This is a genomic window from Inquilinus sp. 2KB_23, assembly GCF_052115705.1.
GTDB lineage: Bacteria > Pseudomonadota > Alphaproteobacteria > DSM-16000 > Inquilinaceae > Inquilinus > Inquilinus ginsengisoli_A.
The window spans coordinates 50,097-67,434 of record NZ_JBFRHF010000032.1 but is presented as its reverse complement, the minus strand read 5'-3'; the positions used below and the strand labels follow the sequence as shown (position 1 = coordinate 67,434).

Sequence of the window (17,338 nt, the reverse complement as noted above, 5' to 3'; positions counted from 1 at the left end):
AGAGGTGGCCCGGAACCCGAGCGAGTCTCCCAAGACGGCTGCGCCGTCCGAGCCGCGCGTCAAGATCGCGCTGGCCTGGGCCGCTGCGGCCTGGGAGGTGGTGTGGCGTGCCACCTGGCCGGCCGTCACCGTGCTGGGCGCCTTCCTCGTCATCGCCGGCTTCGACCTGCTGCCCGACCTGCCGGGCTGGCTGCATGCGCTGATCCTGGCCGGCTTCGCGGCGGGGCTGATGCTGGCCAGCCGGCCGCTGTGGCGCCTGCGCCTGCCCGACGGCTTCGCCGCGCGGCGCCGGCTGGAACGCGACAGCGGCATCGACCACCGGCCGCTGACCGGCCTGCACGACACCCAGGCGACCGGCACCACCGACGCGCTCAGCCGAGCCCTGTGGCAGCGCCACCAGCTGCTGCGCGCCGCCCAGCTGCGGGCGCTGCGGCCGGGCCTGCCGCGGCCGCGCAACGCCGAGACCGACCGCTTCGCCCTGCGCGGGTTGGTGGTGATCGGCCTGGCCCTGGCCTTCGTCACCGCCGGCGGCGACTGGGGGCCGCGGCTCGGCCGCGCCGTGACGCCCGGGCTGTTCGGCGCCGCTGCGGCGACCGCGCCGCGGCTCGACCTGTTCGTCACCCCGCCGACCTACACCGGCCGGCCGCCGATCTACCTGACCGCGGGACAAGTCGCGGGGCCGTCCAACGGCGCCTCGGGCCCGGCCACGGGGCCGATCGAGATCCCGGTCGGCAGCGCCCTGGTGGGCCGCGTCGCCGGCGGCGATTCGACGCCCAGCCTCAGCCTCGCCGGGGCCAAGACCGACTTCGCCACCATCGACGGCGGCAGCTTCGAGCTGCAGGCCAAGGTGACGGCGGGCGACCGCCTGACCGTCAGCCAGGGCGGCACCGTGCTGGGCGACTGGCCGGTCAAGATCCTGCCCGATGCGCCGCCGACCATCGCCTTCGGCCAGAAGCCCAAGCCGACAGAACGCCAGGCGCTGCGGCTCGACGCCACCGCGACCGACGACTATGGCATCGCCCTGCTGACCGCGACCGTGACCCTGGCCCCCGGCGCGCCGGCGGTGCTGGACGCGACGCCGCTGGTGATCCCGCTGTCGGTGCCAGGGCGCTGGCCGCGCGAGGTCAAGTCGACCAGCTACCAGGACCTGACGCCGCATCCCTGGGCCGGCCAGGCAGTCGACATCGTGCTGACCGCAACCGATGCGGCGGGCCAGACCGCGGTGACCGCGCCGGAGCGGGTGACCCTGCCGGAGCGCGAATTCCACCACCCGGTCGCCCGCGCCATCATCGACCAGCGCCGAATCCTGACGCTGCAGCCCGACCAGGCCGAAAGCGTGGCCGAGACGCTGGACACGCTGTCGCAGCGGCCGGACCGCTACTACGACGACAAGGTGGTGTTCCTGGCCCTGCGCACCGCCGCCCGGCGGCTGTTCTTCGCTGAAGATTCGGCGCCGCCGCCGGTGGCGCCGCTGCGTGACCTGCTGTGGGACACCGCGCTGCGCATCGAGGACGGCGACATGTCGTTGGCCGAGCGGTCGCTGCGCGACGCCCAGCAGCGGCTGGCCGACGCGCTGGAGCGCGGCGCCAACGACGAGGAGATCCGGCAGCTGACCGACGAGCTGCGCCGCGCCATGGACCGCTATCTCCAGGCGATGGCGGAGCAGATGCAGGACAAGATGCGGCGCGGCGAGATGACCGAGACCCAGCTGCCGCCGGACGCGCAGGTGATGGACCGCAAGCAGTTCCAGGACATGATCGACCGCATGCAGCAGCTGTCCGAATCCGGCGCCAAGGACCAGGCCCGGCAGATGCTGTCGCAGATGCAGAACATGATGGAAAACATGCGCATGGGCGCGATGAGCCAGGAACAGGCCCAGGCCCAGCAGCGCGCCATGAACCTGATGAAGGACCTGCAGAAGCTGACCAATGCGCAGCGCCAGCTGCTGGACCAGACCTTCCGCCAGCAGCAGTCGCAGCAGGGCGGCGAGGAGGGCGAATCCGGCCAGCCGCCGCCGGGCACGCCTGAGCAGAACGCGCAGACCCAGGAGGCGCTGCGCCGCGCGCTGGGCGAGGTGATGCGCGAGCTCGGCGACATGGGCGGCGATATCCCGATGCCGCTCGGCCGCGCCGAACGGGCGATGAAGCAGGCGGGCGACGCGCTGGCCCAGGGCAACCCCGAAGGGGCGGTGCCGTCGCAGACCGAGGCGCTGGACCAGCTGCAGCAGGGGCTGCAGGGCATGGCGCAGCAGATGATGGAAGGCATGACGGCCCAGCCCGGCATGGCGGGCCGGGGCCAGAACGGGCAGAATTTCGAGAACCAGGATCCGCTCGGCCGGCCCCTGACCAACAGCGGCGGCACCACCGACGGCGATGTCGGCCTGCCCACCAAATTCGACACCGAGCGCGCCCGCGCCATCCTCGACGAGTTGCGCCAGCGCCTCAACGACCGCTCGCGTCCGGCGCCGGAGCGGGATTATATCGAAAGGCTGCTGCGCCAGTTCTGAGTCGCTCGGTTCCGGGTCGCAGCCCCCAGCCGATGGCCGTCCGGGCCCGGCTTCCGCCAGGACGAGGACCATCGTGACCGCGATCACGCTCGAGACCATCCGCGAGGCGCGCGCCCGCATCGCCCCCTATGTGCTGCGCACCCCGACCGTGCCGCGCGAGCTGCTGCGGGCCACGCTCGGCCTGCCCGTCGTGACCAAGCTGGAGCTGCTGCAGCATGCCGGTTCGTTCAAGCCGCGCGGTGCCTTCAACGCCATGCTCAGCCTCAACGAGGCCGAACGCGCCGCCGGCGTGGTCGCGGTCTCCGGCGGCAACCATGCCCTCGGTGTCGCCTATGCCGCCCGCATCCTGGGCCTCAAGGCCGTCGTGGTCATGCCCAAGGCGACGCCGCAGAACTACGTCGCCGGCACCCGCGCCGAGGGCGCCGAGGTGGTGCTGGTGGACGACATCTCCGCCGCCTTCGCCGAGGCCGAGCGCCAGGGCGCGGCCGGCCGCACCATGATCCATCCGTTCGACGACCCCCGGGTGATCGCCGGCCAGGGCACCATGGGGCTGGAGCTCTTGGAGGACGCGCCCGACACCACCGACATCATCGCCTCGATCGGCGGCGGCGGCATGATCTCGGGCGTCATCACCGCGGTGAAGGCGCTGCGGCCCGACATCCGGATCTGGGGCGTCGAGACCGAGGGCGCCGACGCGATGAGCCAGGCGCTGGCGGCCGGGCACCCGGTGCGCCTGCCGGCCATCACCTCGATCTCCACCACTCTTGGCGCGCCGTCCGTGTCCGAACGCACTTTGGCGATCGTGCGCGACGCGGTGGAGGAGGTGCTGGTGGTGCCCGACGCGGATGCTGTGCGCGGCGTGCAGATGCTGATCGAACAGGCCAAGGTGGTGACCGAGCCGGCCGCCGGCTGCACCCTGGCCGCGGCGCTGCGCCTGAAGGACCGGCTGCCGCGCGACGCCCGGCTGGCCCTGATCCTGTGCGGCGGCAACGTCACCGTGAACGACATCGAGCGCTGGCGCGGCCGCTTCGGCATTTCCTGACCGGTCGGTCGATGAATTCTGGCCGGCCAGTTCAGGCCGGTCAGAACATCCCCGGCACCACCAGGGCCAGCCAGGCCAGCAGCGGGCCGACCACGACGACGATCCCGCTGTAGATCAGCATCTGCCGGAAGAAGGCGTCGCGGTCGATGCCGTGTGCGTTGGCCACCACCAGCGCGCCGTTGGTCGAGAACGGGCTGACATCGACGATGGTGGTCGAGATCGCGATCGCGGCGATCAGGCCGGGGACGCCGAGATGGCCCTGGGTCAGCAGCGGCACCGCCAGCGGGATGGTGGCGCCCAGCACCGCCACCGAGGAGGCGAAGGCCGAGACCACGCCGGCGACATAGCACAGCAGCAGCGCACCCAAGAGCGGCATGGCCATGGCCGAGACGCCGCCGCCGACATAGTCGACCGCGCCGGCCTTCTGCAGCACGCCGATATAGGTGATGACGCCGCCGATCAGCAGCACGGTCGACCAGCTGACCTTGTCGACCGCGCCCTTCTGCCCCTTGGGGCAGACCAGGGCCAGGACCACCGCGACGCTCATCGCCACCAGCCCGACATTCAGGCTGAAGGCCAGCGACGCCACCGCCAGCACCACCAGGCCGGTCAGGGTCAGCGCCTGCTCGCGGTCGAGCGCGACATGGTCGTCGGCGCCCTCGCGCACCACGGCGCCCGGCCGCGGCCCGGCCGGCGCCGCCGGGGTGCCGCCATGGCCGCGCACCGCGACCGAGGTGTCGGGCTGCGCCGCATCGACCGTGGCCTCCAGGTCGTCGCCCGGGCGCCGCAGGGCCAGGCGGTGGCCGCCGAACACGAAGAAGATCACCAGGGCGATCAGGAAGTTGAACGCCAGGCTGGACAGGAACAGCACGATCTCATCGCCCGGCAGGCCGGCGCGCTGCACCACCTGGTTGGTGATGCCGCCATAGATGCTGATCGGCGAGAATCCGCCGCCCTGGGCGCCATGCACCACCATCAGCCCCATCAGCATCGGGTGGATGCGGTAGCGGGCGGCGAAGCGCAGCGCGATCGGGGCGATGATGGCGACCGCGCCGGGGCTGACCGCGCCGATGCCGGTCAGCACGGCCGAGACCGCGAACATCACCCAGGGAATCGCCGAGATCCGGCCGCCGACCAGCCGCACCGAGTAATGCACCAGCCAGTCGACCGTGCCGTTGTTCTGGGCGATTGCGAAGAGGTAGGTGATGCCGACCAGGGTGACGAACAGGTCGCCCGGGAAGCCGGCCAGGATGGCGGTGGCCGACATGCCGGTGAACACCGTCCCGACCAGGAAGGCCAGGGCGAAGCCGAGGGCGCCCATGTTGATCGGCAGGGCGGTGGCGACGACGAACATCACGACCAGCCCGATGATGGATGCGATCTGCGCGGACACGCGATTCCTCCCCTTGAGTCCGAGATATGAGTCTTCGGCGCGGGCGGCGGTTTGCGCCGTCCCGCTATATGCCGCGCGATGCGGCGTGGTTCAGTCGGTCGCGGGCGGCGGCGCCAGGAAGCGCGCCAGGGCGCTGCCGGCGTTCAGCATGTGCTCGCGCATGGCGAAGGCGGCCTCGTCGGGGTCGCCGCGGGTCATCGCCTTCAGGATCTGGCCGTGCTCGATGCGCGACTGCACCAGCCGGCCGGCATAGCGCAGCTGGGTCCGCCGGAACGGCAGCAGCCGGGCCCGCAGCTGCAGGGCGTGCTCGACCAGGAAGGCGTTGTGGGTCGCCCGGTAGATCGCCTCGTGGAACTCCAGGTTGAAGGCATCGTAGCCGGCGATGTCGCCGGCCTTCAGATGCCCCTCCGACGCTTCATGCAGCGCTGCCAGGTTGCCGCGCTCCAGCGCGGTCATGCGGTTGGTGGCCAGCCGGGCGCACATCGCCTCGACCTCGGCCGTGACCTCGAACATCTCGGACAGGGTCTCGACCGTCATCGGCAGTACCACGATGCCGCGGCGCGGCCGGACCTCGACCAGCCCGGCGGCGGCGAGGTGGCGGACGGCATCGCGCACCGGGGTTCTTGACGCGCCGTAGGTCTCGGCCAGCTGCGCCTCGTCCAGCACCGTCCCCGGCGCCAGGCGGCCGGTGGAGATGTCGTCGGTCAGGGCCAGCCGGATCCGCTCGGACAGCGATGCATCGGGCTTCGTGTCCAAAGTTGCCTCCCTGCGCGTCTATTGTGCACGTTCATTGTCGGTCTGAGCAATTATGTATGCACAAAGCTTCGCGCCAGGCAATACCGTATCGGTTTGCGACGATGGAGCGCCGGCGTCCACCCTCAGAAGCTGGGCGGGGTGATCGCCCAGATCACCTGGGTGATGCCGGGGCCGGGGTTGCGGTAGCGGTGCGGCCGGGTGCTGGCCAGGGCGAAGCTGTCGCCGGTGCCCAGCACGTACAGCTTCTCGTCGACCCACAGCTCCAGCGCGCCGGACAGGATGAAGCCGGCCTCCTCGCCCTCATGGGTGTAGGCGTCCGGGCTGCCGGCGCCGGCCTGGATGGTGCACAGCAGCAGCTCCAGCTGGCCGTCGAGATGCGGCACCAGCAGCTCGTCGGTCAGGCCCAGTCCGCCCATGTCCAGCACCTTGCGCCGCCCGGCGCGGACCACGACGCGGTCCTCGTCGTCGCGCGGTTCGGGGTCGCGGAAGAACCAGCCGATGGTCACGCCCATGGCGCTGCTGATCAGCTGCAGCTGGCGGATGGTCGGCGTCGACAGCCCGCGCTCGACCTGCGAGAGGTGGCCGACCGACAGGCCGGTGGTGGCGGCCAGCCGGGTCAGGGTCAGGCCGCGCTGCTGCCGCAGCTCGCGGATCTGCGGCCCGATGGTGTCGACCGGGTCGCCGGACGGCGGCGCCTCGGCCTCCGCCGCTTCCAGGTCCGAGTGTTCGCCTTCGGTCATCGCCCCACCTTCATGCCGTCGGGCTTCACGCCCGCCTGGCCTTGACGTCGCGCAGGATCTCGCGCGCGGCGTTGTGGCCGGGGATGCCGGAGACGCCGCCACCCGGATGCATCGACGATCCGCAGATGTAAAGCCCCCGGAACGGCGTGCGGTAGTCGGCATAGCCGGAGACCGGGCGCTGGAAGAACAGTTGGTCGGTTGACAGCTCACCATGGAAGATGTGGCCCTGGGGCAGGGCGACGATGCGCTCGATGTCCGGCGCCACCAACAGCTGGGCCTCGATCACGTCGTTGGAGAAGCCGGGGGCGTAGTCCTCGATCGTGTCGAACACGGTCTTGCGGAACTTGTCCTTCTCCGTCGCCCAGTCGCCGCCCTTCAGCGTGTAGGGGGCGTGGCCGCCGAACAGGTTGACGACATGCTTGCCCGGCGGCGCCAGGGTGTCGTCGACGATGGTCGGCACCACCGGGGTCAGGAACGGCCGGCTGGAATACCAGCCGTATTTGGCGTCGTCATAGGCCCGTTCGAGATAGTCGATGTCGGGCGCGATGTGCATGTAGGTCGGATAGTTGAAATTGCCCAGCGCGCCCTCGGTCCGCACCTTGTCCAGGATGCGGTATTGCGGCGGCCGCTCGCAGGCGATGTTCATCTTGAAGGCGGTGGAGAAGCTGCGGTAGCCGCGGATCTCGCGCAGCACCTCGGCCGGCAGATGAGCCTCGCCGATCATGTCGAGATACAGCGTCTTGGCGCTGGCGTTGGAGACGATGACCCGGGCCGAATAGGTGTCGCCCTTGGTCGTGGTCACCGCCGTGGCGCGGTCGCCGGTCAGCCGCACCGCCGCGATCTCCGCCTCGGTGACATGGTCGACGCCGATGGTGCGGCCGTAGGAGGCCAGCGCCTGGGTGATCGCGCCCATGCCGCCCTTGATGAAGCCCCAGCCGCCGGCGCCCTCATGCTCGCCCATGATGTGGTGCATGATGACGTAGGCCGACCCCGGAGTTTTCGGCCCGGCAAAGGTGCCGATCGAGGCGTAATAAGCCAGGACCGCCATCACCCGGTCGTCCTCGAACCATTCGCGCAGGAAGTCGTAGGCGCTCATGCTCAGCATGTCGGCGATGCGGTACATCTTCCGGCCGATCTTGCGGTGCCGCCACAGCATCGAGGCACCCTCGCGGAAGCCGCGCCAGTCGCGCCGGGCCGGGTCGACCGGCGTCTCCCACAGCAGCTTGCGCACCACCTGCGCCGCCTCCTGCAGGTAGCGGTCGAATTCGGGATAGATCGCGGCGTCCTTCTTCGAGAACTTGGCGAAGCTGGCCTGGGTCTTGGCCATGTCGTCGGAGAACAGGATGTAGTCGTCGCCCCCGACCGGCGAGACCATGTCGGAGCAGGGCAGCACCTCCAGCCCATGCTTCTTCAGCTCGAAGTCGCGGATGATGCGCGGGTGCAGCAGGCTCATCAGGTAGGAGAAGATCGAGGCGCGGAATCCCGGCGCAATCTCCTCGGTCACCGCGGCACCGCCCAGCACCTTGCGCCGTTCCAGCACCAGCACCTTCAGGCCGGACCGGGCGAGGTAGTTGGCGCAGACCAGGCCGTTGTGGCCGGCGCCGATGATGATGGCGTCGTAGCGCTTGGCCGTGGTGCTGCTGCCCTGGGGGATCGAGGTCGTGGTCATGGTGCGATCGGTCTTTCGGCGAAAGGACGGGCCGGGAAAGGGCGGCTATTCGGCGGCGGCGCGGTGGCGCGGGGCGGGGTGGTCCATGCCGCGGCGGACCATGTCCTGGAAGCCGAGCACCGCGTGCTCGTGCTTCGGCGACAGCGGGCCGCGCTGGTAGATCCCGGCGTTCAGGTTGCGCTGCACCCCGGTGATGATGTCGAGGTCCTCGCTGACGATCTGGGCCGACCAGGCGATCGACTGGCGGTTCTCCTCCGCCTTCTCCGGCGAGACATCGGTGAAGAAGTACCAGTTGATGTGCCGGAGGCGGCCGGGGCCCAGCGGTTCGATCGTGGCGATCGAGCTGCCCCAGTCGTAGAGGTTCAGCATCAGGAACGGGAAGCGGTAGAAGTAGACGCCGCGGGTCAGCCCGCCGTCGCGCTTCGGCGCGTGCAGGTGGAACATGCCGGCATCGCCATGCACGTCGATGCTGTAGCGGTCCATGTCCAGCGACGCGCACAGGCCGGGATGCATGGTCCGGCAGTGGTAGCATTCCAGGTAGTTCTCGCCGTAGGTCTTCCAGTCGACCTCGCAGTCGCGGTTCTTCTCGGCGAACCAGTGCTGCTGCTCGAGCGGATAGTCGGTGGCCAGGGCGTCGATCGGGCCCAGCCAGTCGCGCAGGCTTTCGCCCTCGCGCTCGATCCGCAGGAACACCAGGCCGCGCCATTCCTCGGCGGCGATGCGGAACAGGCCCCATTCCTCCGGATCGAAGGCGGCGGCCGAGCCGAAATCGGGGTTCCGCTTCAGCTTGCCGTCCAGCGTGTAGCTCCAGCTGTGATAGGGGCAGACCACCAGCCGCGGGCACTGGCCCTCCGGCTTGGTCAGCAGCTGGGCGCCGCGATGGCGGCAGACATTGTGGAAGGCGCGGACCTGGCCGTCCTCGCCGCGGATGGCGAAGACGGGATAGCCGGCGACGGTGCCGGTGACATAGTCGCCGGGCGCCTGCAGCCGGCCCGACCAGGTGAACAGCATCCAGTTGCGGGCGAAGATGCGCGTGCGCTCCTGCTCGTAGCGCTCCGGGTCGCGGTACCAGGCCGCCGGCAGGGTCCAGGTGAAGCCTTCCGGCGCCGTCTCGGCCGGGCTCGTCTCGGTCATCGCACAACCTCTCGGTCGGAAGACGCCGGCTCCCGGCCGGCGCGCAGGATCTGCAGGATCACCAGCAGCAGGGTGACGGCGAACAGCACCGTCGCCGCCGCGGCGATGGTCGGGTCGACCTGGTCGTTGATGCCGTCCCACATCTTCCGCGGCAGGGTGTAGACGGCGCGGGCGGCGATGAAGAGCGTCACCACGATCTCGTCCCAGGAGGTCAGGAAGGCGAACACCGCGCCGGCCAGGATGCCGGGCAGGATCTGCGGCAGGATCACCCAGCGGACGGTCTGGGACTGCGAGGCGCCGAGCGAGCGCGACGCCTGGTCCTGGCGCGGGTCGACTGCGGCCAGCGCCGCCGACACCGTGACCAGCACATAGGGCGCCGCCAGCAGCGTGTGGGCCAGGATCACCCCGGCGAAGCTGTCGAGCAGCCCGAGATCGGCGAAGAACCGGTAGAAGGCGAGGGCGGAGACCACGGGCGGCACGATCAGCGGCGCCAGCGCCAGCATTCGCGCCAGCTCGCCCAAGCCCGAGGACAGCCGCCACAGCCCGATCGCCGCCAGCGTGCCCAGCGTCACCGACAGGGCGGTGACGGCCAGGCCGATGCCCAGGCTCTGCAGCATCGCCGACCGCCAGACCGGGTCGCCGAACAGGGTCTCGTAATGCTGGAAGGAGATGCCGTCGGTCGGCAGCGACAGATAGCGGTTGGGCGTCACCGACAGCGGCATCGCCACCAGGGTCGGCAGCATCAGGAACAAGAGGACGGCCCAGCACAGGGCGACCAGGACGGACCAGCGCATCAGGCCCCTCCCCCGAACAGGCGGCGGACATCCACGACCCGGGACAGCATGGCGATCAGCGCCAGGACGGACAGCAGCAGCACCGAGGCCATCATGGTGCCGACGCCCCAGCGCACGGTCTGGAAGATCTGCAGCCGGACATATTCCGCGATCATCACCACCTTGCCGCCGCCCAGGATCGCGGGCGTGACCAGGAAGCCGAGCGACAGCACGAAGACCAGCAGGCCGGCGGCGAAGATCCCGGGCAGGGACAGCGGCAGGAACACCTCGAGGAAGGTGCGCAGCGGCCCGGCGCCGAGCGAGCGCGACGCGGCGCCCAGGGCCGGGTCGATGCCCTTCATCCCGGCATAGAGCGGCAGCACGGCATAGGGCACCATGTAATGCACCATGCCGACCAGCACGCCGAACTCGTTGCGCACCAGCGGCAGCGGCTCGGTGATCAGCCCCAGCCCGGCCAGCGCCCCGTTCACCAACCCCCCGCTGCGCAGCAGGGTCAGCCAGGCGAAGGCGCGGACCAGCACCGACACCCAGAACGGCACCAGCACGAAGGCGGTGATCCACAGCCGGTGCCGCGGCGTCGCATGCAGCATGACATAGGCGACGAGGTAGCCGAGCAGCAGCGCGCACACCGTGGTCCAGGCCGCGATGCGGAAGGTGGTCCACAGCACCCGCTGCATCGCGTCGGAATCGACCAACCGCTGGTAGTTGCCCAGGCCGGGCGCGGGATCGGTGACGCTGATCCACAGGATGTTGGCCAGCGGCACCAAGTAAAGCAGCAGCAGCGCCGTCATCAGCGGCAGCACCAGCGCCCAGGCCGACGCCGGCGTGCGACGCCGGGCGACGGCAGGGGGTGCGCTGTCGAGGGCGGCGCGTGCTGTCATGCCGGCGGCCCGAAACGCAGCCCGAACCATTGACCCGTCATGGCGAGGAGCGAAGCGACGTGGCCATCCAGGGGCCGGTGCGAGCCGCCCTGGATGGCCACGCCCCTGCGGGGCTCGCCATGACGAGGAAAGGCTGAGGCGGGGATCTCAAAGGCCGTTGGCATCATCCCTCAACCCGCCATCAGGTCGAGGAAGTCGTTCTGCACGGTGTCGTAGTTCTCGGCGTACCAGGCGCTGTCGATCGGGATCTGGCGTTTGAAGTTGGGCTCGTAGCCGCAGTCGATCTTCTGCAGGTCGGGCGTCAGGCTGGCGCTCGCCGCCGGGTTGGCCGGGCCGTTGCCGAGCAGCTTCAGGAGTTCGACCTGCCGCGCGGGCGTCTGGGTCGAGGCGATGAAGTCGAAGACGGCGGCGCCGGCCGGGTTCTTCACCAGCACCGGCAGCACGCCGGGGGCGACGATGCCGTGGTCCCAGGTCCAGGTGATCTTGCCGCCGGAATCGCGGTCCAGCACCGAGGCGCGGGTGCACCAGATCGGCCCCATCGTCACCTCGCCGTCGCGGAACAGCTGCTGGCTTTCCGCCCCGCCGCCCCACAGCAGGAACTGGTCGCGGTTGTCCTTGATGATGGCGAACGCCTTCTTCACGTCGAGCGGATACAGCTTGTCCGGCTCGACCCCCGCGCCGATCAGCACCGCCTCCAGCGACCCGACCAGCCATTTGTAGATGGCGCGCTTGCCCGGGAAGTCCTTGAAGTTGAGGTAGTCCTTGAAGCCGTTCGGCGTCTTGCCGCCGGTCTTGTCCAGGCTGAAGGCGTTGACAGTCGAATACATGTAGGTGGCGCAGCCGTAGTCGAACACGAATTCCGGCCGCACCTTGGCCTTGTCGACCTTGCTGTAGTCATAGGGCTGGATCAGACCCTGCTTGCTCAGGATCGGCAGGTAGAAGCCGTCGGCGTCGGTGCAGTCCCACACCACATTGCCGCTGTCGATCATCGCCTTGATCGCGCCGGGCGTCGGTTCGGCGCCCAGCACCGTGACCTTGATGCCGCTGTCCTTGGTGAAGGGTTCGCCCCAGGCCTTGCCCCAGGCCGGCACGGCGTCGCCGCCGAAATTCACCACCACCACCTCCTGCGCCGCCGCCCCGGCGGGGCCGGAGACGAGCAGCGGCGTGACGCCGAGGGCGCCGAGCGCGGCCAGGAAGCTGCGCCGGTCAATGTGTCCGTCCGCGAACCGCTCCGCCGCGATGGCGGCGAGATCCGCGCGATACCGAGATGCCGTCATGATTGCCCCCTGTCTGTTCAGGCCGAACTGCCGTCGGCTTCGTCTTCGATCAGCACGGTGGCCTCCGGCGCCCAGCTGACCCAGGCGGTGGCGCCGAGGCCGAGGTCCGCCGCCGCCTCCCAGGCGAAGCCGGTCGCGGTCAGCGGGCCGAAGGCGTCGGTCTCGACCACCACCTGTCGGGTGGCGCCGAGATAGGCGATGTCGAGGATGCGGCCGGGCACCCGGTTGGCCAGCTCGCGCGGCTCCTGCGCCGAAACCCGCAGCTTCTCCGGCCGCAGCGCCAGCAGCACGGCGCGGCCCAGTGCCGGTGTCTCCGGGCCATGATGCAGCACGGTGGCCCCGGCGCTCTCCAGCCGGATCAGCGCGCCGTCCCGGCCGGACATGCGCAGGGCCAGGCAGTTGCTCTTGCCCAGGAACTCGGCGACGAAGCGGTTGCGCGGGCGTTCGTACAGCTCGTCCGGCGCGCCGGCCTGGACCAGCCGGCCGCGCTCCATCACCGCGACGCGGTCGGCCATCGACAGCGCCTCGTCCTGGTCGTGGGTGACCAGGATGAAGGTGGCGCCCAGGTCGCGGTGCAGCGTCTTCAGCTCCAGCTGCATCTCGGCCCGCAGCTGGCGGTCCAGCGCGCCCAGCGGCTCGTCGAACAGCACGATGTCGGGGTCGAACACCAAAGCGCGGGCGACCGCGACGCGCTGCTGCTGGCCGCCCGACAGCTGCCGGGGCCGGCGGTCGTCGAACCCGTCCAGCCGCACCCGGGCGATGGCTGCGGCCACCTTGGCGGCGATCTCGGCCCGCCCCAGGCCGCGCACCCGCAGGGGATAGGCGATGTTCTCGGCCACGGTCATGTGCGGGAACAGGGCATAGCCCTGGAACACCATGCCGAAGTTGCGCTTCTCCGGCGGCATCGCCGTGACGTCGCGGCCGTCGACCGCGATCCGTCCGGCGGTCGGCGCGACGAAGCCGGCGATCATCATCAACAGGGTGGTCTTGCCCGAGCCGGAGGGGCCGAGCAGGGTCAGGAACTCACCGCTCGGGATGTCCAGCGACACGTCGTCGACGGCGCGGATCGGGCCGTAGCTGCGGGACAGCCGCGCCAGGGCCAGGCTGTGCGCCCGGGGCGCGGCCTCGGGTGACGGCGCCGGCGATCGCATGGCCCGCATCAGCATCGATCTCACCCCCTGTCAGGTGGCAGATTTTCATTTTTGTGAAAGAAGCCTGGCCGGGAGGCCGAGAGACTGTCAAGCCCATTTTCCACCGGCTCGCGGCGTCGGCCGCAGCCTCGGCTGGGACATGAGGAAGGCCGCGGCTTTCGGGGACGGCAAGCGCAGATCGAGAATTTTCACTGAGGTGAAATGAGGTCAGGCTTGCCACTGCCGCCGATCACGAGGTCGGCGTTACCCCTGGGGTAACCTGCCGTTACCCCTGGGGTAACCTGCCGTTACCCCTGGGGTAACCTGCCGTTACCCCTGGGGTAATCGCTTTCATATCCAGTCTGGGGCCAGATCGGTGTCTTCTCCCAGGGAGGCGCACACCATGCCGATGATCGAAACCACCGACGGCACCCGGCTTCACCTGCAGGAATGCGGCCATGGCCGGCCCGTCCTGTTCATCCACGGCTTCACCCTGAATGCCGACATCTGGGAGTACCAGATGGCGGACCTGGCCGAAGCCGGGCTGCGCTGCATCGCCTATGACCGGCGCGGCCATGGCCGGTCCGACCATCCGGGCGACGGCTATGATTTCGACACGCTGGCCGACGACCTCGCCGCTGTCATGGCCGCGCTCGACCTGCGCGAGGTCACCCTGGTCGGCCATTCCATGGCGGTGGGAGAGATCGCCCGGTGCCTGTCGCGCCACGGCCCCGGCCGGGTGGCCCGCATCGTGCTGGCGGCACCCCTGGCACCATGTCCCGCCCTGGCGCTTCCCGCCGACGAGGCCGGGCGGACCGTGTTCGACCATGCCATCGCCGGCATGCGGGCGGACCGCCCGGCCTATTACGCCGCCAACGCCACGGCGCTGTTCGGACCGGACTGCTCGCCGGAGCTGGCGCGCTGGGGCCTCGACCTCGCGCTGCAGACCGCGCTGTGGGCGGCGATCGGCTGCCAGCGCGCCAATGCCACCGTGGATCTCCGATCCGATCTGCGCGACATCGGGGTGCCGGCACTGATCCTCCAGGGCGACGCCGACCAGCTGGCGCCGGCCGATCTCTGCGGCCGCGCCATCGCCGCGGCGATTCCCGGCAGCCGGCTCGGGATCTATCCCGGCGCCCCGCACGGCCTGTTCCTGACCGACAGGGACCGCTTCACCCGCGACCTGCTGGGGTTCATCCGGGCTGAGGGAAATGCCTGAATTCACCCGGGTGATATTGCGTTTCCTGATGCCTCGGAGTACGGATCCGGCATCAGTTCGAAGGGGGCACGGATGAAGGGTGACGATCGCAAGGCAGTGGTGGATGCCTATAAGGAACGGACGGTCGCGGCCGGCATCTATGCGGTCCGCTGCGAATCGTCGGGCGAATGCTGGGTCGGCCGGGCGCCCGACCTGGCCACGATCCAGAACCGTCTGTGGTTCACCCTGCGCCAGGGCAGCAATCCGCACCGCTCGCTGCAGGCCGCCTGGCGCGCGCATGGCCCGGAAGCGTTCGCCTTCGCGATTCTCGAACAGCTCGAGGACGAGGACATCGCCTATGTGCGCGAGCGGGCGCTGAAGGACCGGCTTGTGAATTGGGCCACGGTGTTGCGGGCCACCACCATCTAGGTCGGGTGGGCTCGACCCTACGGCGCCGTCGCGGTCTGGGCGCCGATCTCCATCCGGGTGGCGGCGTCGGGCGTGGTCTCGATCGTCGCCACCACATCGACCGACTGCGCCGGCGCCAGGGATGATGTGGCGACGGTCAGCGGTGAGCGCGCCACCACCGTGCGGCTGCCATCCAGCAGGCGCACCTCGATCGGCGGCACCGGGCGGGTCACCAGGGCGCGATTCTCGACCCGGCCGGTGACCACCACCTGCTCCAGCCCGGCGCCGGCGATGCGGCGGACCTGCAACTCCTGCAGCACCAGCCCCTGGCCCAGCGCCCCGGTCTCGACCGGCTCCGCCACCGGCACGCCGATGGTGTCGTACAGCTGGATCGCCGGCGGCCAGAAGCGGACGATCGAGTCCCGCGCGAAATAGCCGACCCCAGCCAGCCCGCCGATCAGCAGCACGGCCAGCGCCACGCCGACCGCGGGGCCGTCGCGCCGCCGCGGCGCGATCACCGCCGGCAGGTTGCGGATCTGGCCGGCGGCCGCGGCCGGGGCGGCCTGCGCCGCCGCCGGCCCGACCAGCACGGAATGCGGCGATGCCGGCGCCGCCGCCACGACCTCGACCGAGGATTCGCGCCACAAATGGCCGCAACGGGCGCATTTGACGCGCCGGCCGTCATGGCCGATCGCCGCCGGGTCGACGAGATAACGGGTCGAACAGCTGGGGCAGGTGACGATCATGCCGCGTTATCGCATGCCGATCCGCCGATGCCTATATCATCCGAGGCGATTTTGTGAGTGACGGGAACGACTTGGAGGCATGGCGCCGGCCGCTTCATCCAGGCGATGACGCCAACGCATAATCTTGCCACGATCCGTCCCCTTCCTGTCCGGGCGCCGTCACTTCCAGCCCGGTGCCACAGCAATCTTCCGTCCGATGTCGATGACCGCCGATCCGCCCGTCAAACCCCGGCCCTGGCGCCGCCGCCTGCGCCGGGCGCTGCTGGTGCTGCTCGTCCTCGCCGCGGCCTGGTCGCTCGGCCTGGGCTGGTTCGTGGCGCAGGCCGAGCGCGGCGGCGAGGTCGACCCCGACCACACCGACGCGATCGTGGTGCTGACCGGCGGCAGCGAAAGGCTGCGCGTCGGCTTCGACCTGCTGGCGCGCGGCGTGGCCGAGCGGCTGCTGGTCAGCGGCGTGCATCGCGACGTGCGGCTGGAGGAGCTGTTCGCCCTCGGCCCGACCGATGATTCGCTGCGCTGCTGCGTCGACCTCGGCTACGCCGCGGACGACACCATCGGCAATGCGCAGGAGGCGGCGGAGTGGATGCGGGCGCAGGGCTTCCACAGCCTGCGGCTGGTGACCTCGAACTACCACATGCCGCGCGCCATGCTGGAATTCCGCGCCGCGATGCCGGAGATCGAGATCCGGCGGCAGCCGGTCGACCCCGGGACGGTGCATCTCGAGCGCTGGTGGGCCTGGCCCGGAACGGCGCGGCTGATCGTCTCCGAATACAATAAATTCCTGGTTGCGCTGGCGCGCGTCACCCTTGGCGGGATATAGCGGAAGCCATGACCATCCTGCGCTCCGCCCTCTTCAACCTGCTCTTCTTCGGCTGGACGGCGGTGTGCTGCTTCGCGCTGCTGCCGTCGCTGTTCCTGTCGCACCGCACGATGATGGCCTGGATCTTCGTCTGGCTGCGTGTGGTGCACTGGCTGGAGAAGACGGTGCTGGGCATCGACTACCGCGTGGTCGGGCGCGAGAACCTGCCCGCCGGCGCCTGCATCGTCGCCGCCAAGCACCAGTCGGCCTGGGAGACGCTGAAGCTGCACCTGCTGCTGGGCGACCCGGCGATCGTGCTGAAGGCCGAACTGCTGAAGGTGCCGGTGTGGGGCCGCTACCTCGTGCGCACCGGCATGATCCCGGTCAATCGCGGCGCCGGCAGCCGGGCGGTCAAGGAGATGATCGAGCAGGCCAGGCCGCGCGTGGCGGAAGGCCGGCCGATCGCGATCTTCCCCCAGGGCACCCGCACCGCGCCCGGCACCTGGCGGCCCTACCGCATCGGCGTCGGCGCCCTCTATGAGGGGTTGGGCGTGCCGGTGGTGCCGATGGCGCTGAACTCCGGCGTGTTCTGGGGCCGCCGCGCCTTCCGCAAGCGGCCGGGCACCATCACGGTCGAATTCCTGCCGCCGATCCCCGCCGGGCTGAAGCGCGAGGAGATGATGCGCCGGCTGGAGGAGGAGCTGGAGACGGCGTCGGAGCGCCTGTCCGTCGCCGCCGGCGGCCCGCCGACCGTGCGCCCGACCAGCGCGGCCGCCCCGGCCTGACCCCGATCGCGCCAGGGCGGCGGCTGCGCGGGCTCCTGCTGCTCCTGGCCGTCGCCGGCCTGTCGCTGCTGGCCACGGCG

At 70.4% G+C, this 17,338-nt stretch carries 16 protein-coding genes; 6 read left to right on the top strand and 10 right to left on the bottom strand.

Annotated elements, in window-relative coordinates:
* The first annotated feature begins 4 nt into the window (after positions 1 to 4).
* Positions 5 to 2,506 carry a TIGR02302 family protein gene (locus AB4112_RS30995; RefSeq protein WP_441725380.1) on the top strand — a complete coding sequence of 834 codons (2,502 nt, stop codon included), beginning with the start codon at positions 5 to 7 and terminating at the stop codon, positions 2,504 to 2,506.
* A gap of 73 nt (positions 2,507 to 2,579) precedes the next feature.
* Positions 2,580 to 3,548, top strand: coding sequence for a threonine ammonia-lyase (locus AB4112_RS30990; RefSeq protein ID WP_309801699.1), 969 nt, complete (start codon positions 2,580 to 2,582; stop codon positions 3,546 to 3,548).
* Between the two features lie 40 nt (positions 3,549 to 3,588).
* On the opposite strand, the gene AB4112_RS30985 is transcribed toward AB4112_RS30990, so the two are convergent.
* From AB4112_RS30985 to AB4112_RS30945, 9 genes are all read right to left on the bottom strand, one after another.
* Positions 3,589 to 4,941, bottom strand: a complete 1,353-nt coding sequence (locus AB4112_RS30985) for an SLC13 family permease (RefSeq protein ID WP_441725376.1) — start codon at positions 4,939 to 4,941, stop codon at positions 3,589 to 3,591.
* Between the two features lie 90 nt (positions 4,942 to 5,031).
* Complete coding sequence (locus AB4112_RS30980; RefSeq protein WP_309801697.1) at positions 5,032 to 5,697, bottom strand: GntR family transcriptional regulator; 666 nt, start codon at positions 5,695 to 5,697, stop codon at positions 5,032 to 5,034.
* Between the two features lie 122 nt (positions 5,698 to 5,819).
* Complete coding sequence (locus AB4112_RS30975; protein WP_309801696.1) at positions 5,820 to 6,437, bottom strand: cupin domain-containing protein; 618 nt, start codon at positions 6,435 to 6,437, stop codon at positions 5,820 to 5,822.
* A gap of 25 nt (positions 6,438 to 6,462) precedes the next feature.
* Positions 6,463 to 8,106, bottom strand: a complete 1,644-nt coding sequence (locus tag AB4112_RS30970) for a phytoene desaturase family protein (protein WP_441725371.1) — start codon at positions 8,104 to 8,106, stop codon at positions 6,463 to 6,465.
* Between the two features lie 45 nt (positions 8,107 to 8,151).
* The gene (locus AB4112_RS30965) at positions 8,152 to 9,240 is read right to left on the bottom strand and encodes an aromatic ring-hydroxylating oxygenase subunit alpha (RefSeq protein WP_441725368.1); all 1,089 of its coding nucleotides are present in this window, start codon (positions 9,238 to 9,240) and stop codon (positions 8,152 to 8,154) included.
* Positions 9,237 to 10,034, bottom strand: coding sequence for an ABC transporter permease (locus AB4112_RS30960; protein WP_441725365.1), 798 nt, complete (start codon positions 10,032 to 10,034; stop codon positions 9,237 to 9,239). Before AB4112_RS30960 ends, AB4112_RS30965 begins: the two co-directional genes overlap by 4 nt.
* Positions 10,034 to 10,915: an ABC transporter permease gene (locus AB4112_RS30955; protein ID WP_441725362.1), complete on the bottom strand. Its 882-nt coding sequence runs from the start codon at positions 10,913 to 10,915 to the stop codon at positions 10,034 to 10,036. The genes AB4112_RS30960 and AB4112_RS30955 overlap by 1 nt, the downstream gene beginning before the upstream one ends.
* A 170-nt stretch (positions 10,916 to 11,085) precedes the next feature.
* Positions 11,086 to 12,192 (bottom strand): extracellular solute-binding protein, encoded by a 1,107-nt coding sequence (locus AB4112_RS30950; protein ID WP_441725359.1) that lies wholly within the window; start codon positions 12,190 to 12,192, stop codon positions 11,086 to 11,088.
* 17 nt (positions 12,193 to 12,209) lie between these two features.
* The gene (locus AB4112_RS30945; protein ID WP_441725356.1) at positions 12,210 to 13,343 is read right to left on the bottom strand and encodes an ABC transporter ATP-binding protein; all 1,134 of its coding nucleotides are present in this window, start codon (positions 13,341 to 13,343) and stop codon (positions 12,210 to 12,212) included.
* Positions 13,344 to 13,725: 382 nt separating this feature from the next.
* On the opposite strand from AB4112_RS30945, the gene AB4112_RS30940 reads away from it, so the two are divergent.
* Together AB4112_RS30940 and AB4112_RS30935 are read left to right on the top strand one after the other, a co-directional pair.
* Positions 13,726 to 14,541: an alpha/beta fold hydrolase gene (locus tag AB4112_RS30940; RefSeq protein ID WP_441725353.1), complete on the top strand. Its 816-nt coding sequence runs from the start codon at positions 13,726 to 13,728 to the stop codon at positions 14,539 to 14,541.
* A gap of 72 nt (positions 14,542 to 14,613) precedes the next feature.
* Positions 14,614 to 14,949, top strand: coding sequence for a GIY-YIG nuclease family protein (locus AB4112_RS30935; RefSeq protein ID WP_441725350.1), 336 nt, complete (start codon positions 14,614 to 14,616; stop codon positions 14,947 to 14,949).
* Positions 14,950 to 14,966: 17 nt separating this feature from the next.
* On the opposite strand, the gene AB4112_RS30930 is transcribed toward AB4112_RS30935, so the two are convergent.
* Positions 14,967 to 15,674 (bottom strand): DUF3426 domain-containing protein, encoded by a 708-nt coding sequence (locus AB4112_RS30930; protein ID WP_441725347.1) that lies wholly within the window; start codon positions 15,672 to 15,674, stop codon positions 14,967 to 14,969.
* Positions 15,675 to 15,876: 202 nt separating this feature from the next.
* Between AB4112_RS30930 and AB4112_RS30925 the strand changes: the two genes are divergently transcribed.
* Both AB4112_RS30925 and AB4112_RS30920 read left to right on the top strand, forming a co-directional pair.
* On the top strand, positions 15,877 to 16,494 hold the full coding sequence (locus AB4112_RS30925) for a YdcF family protein (RefSeq protein WP_441725344.1): 618 nt from the start codon (positions 15,877 to 15,879) through the stop codon (positions 16,492 to 16,494).
* An 8-nt stretch (positions 16,495 to 16,502) separates the two neighbouring features.
* A complete protein-coding gene (locus AB4112_RS30920; protein WP_441725341.1) occupies positions 16,503 to 17,258 on the top strand; it encodes a lysophospholipid acyltransferase family protein in 756 nt (251 codons plus the stop codon).
* Positions 17,259 to 17,338 lie beyond the last annotated feature (80 nt).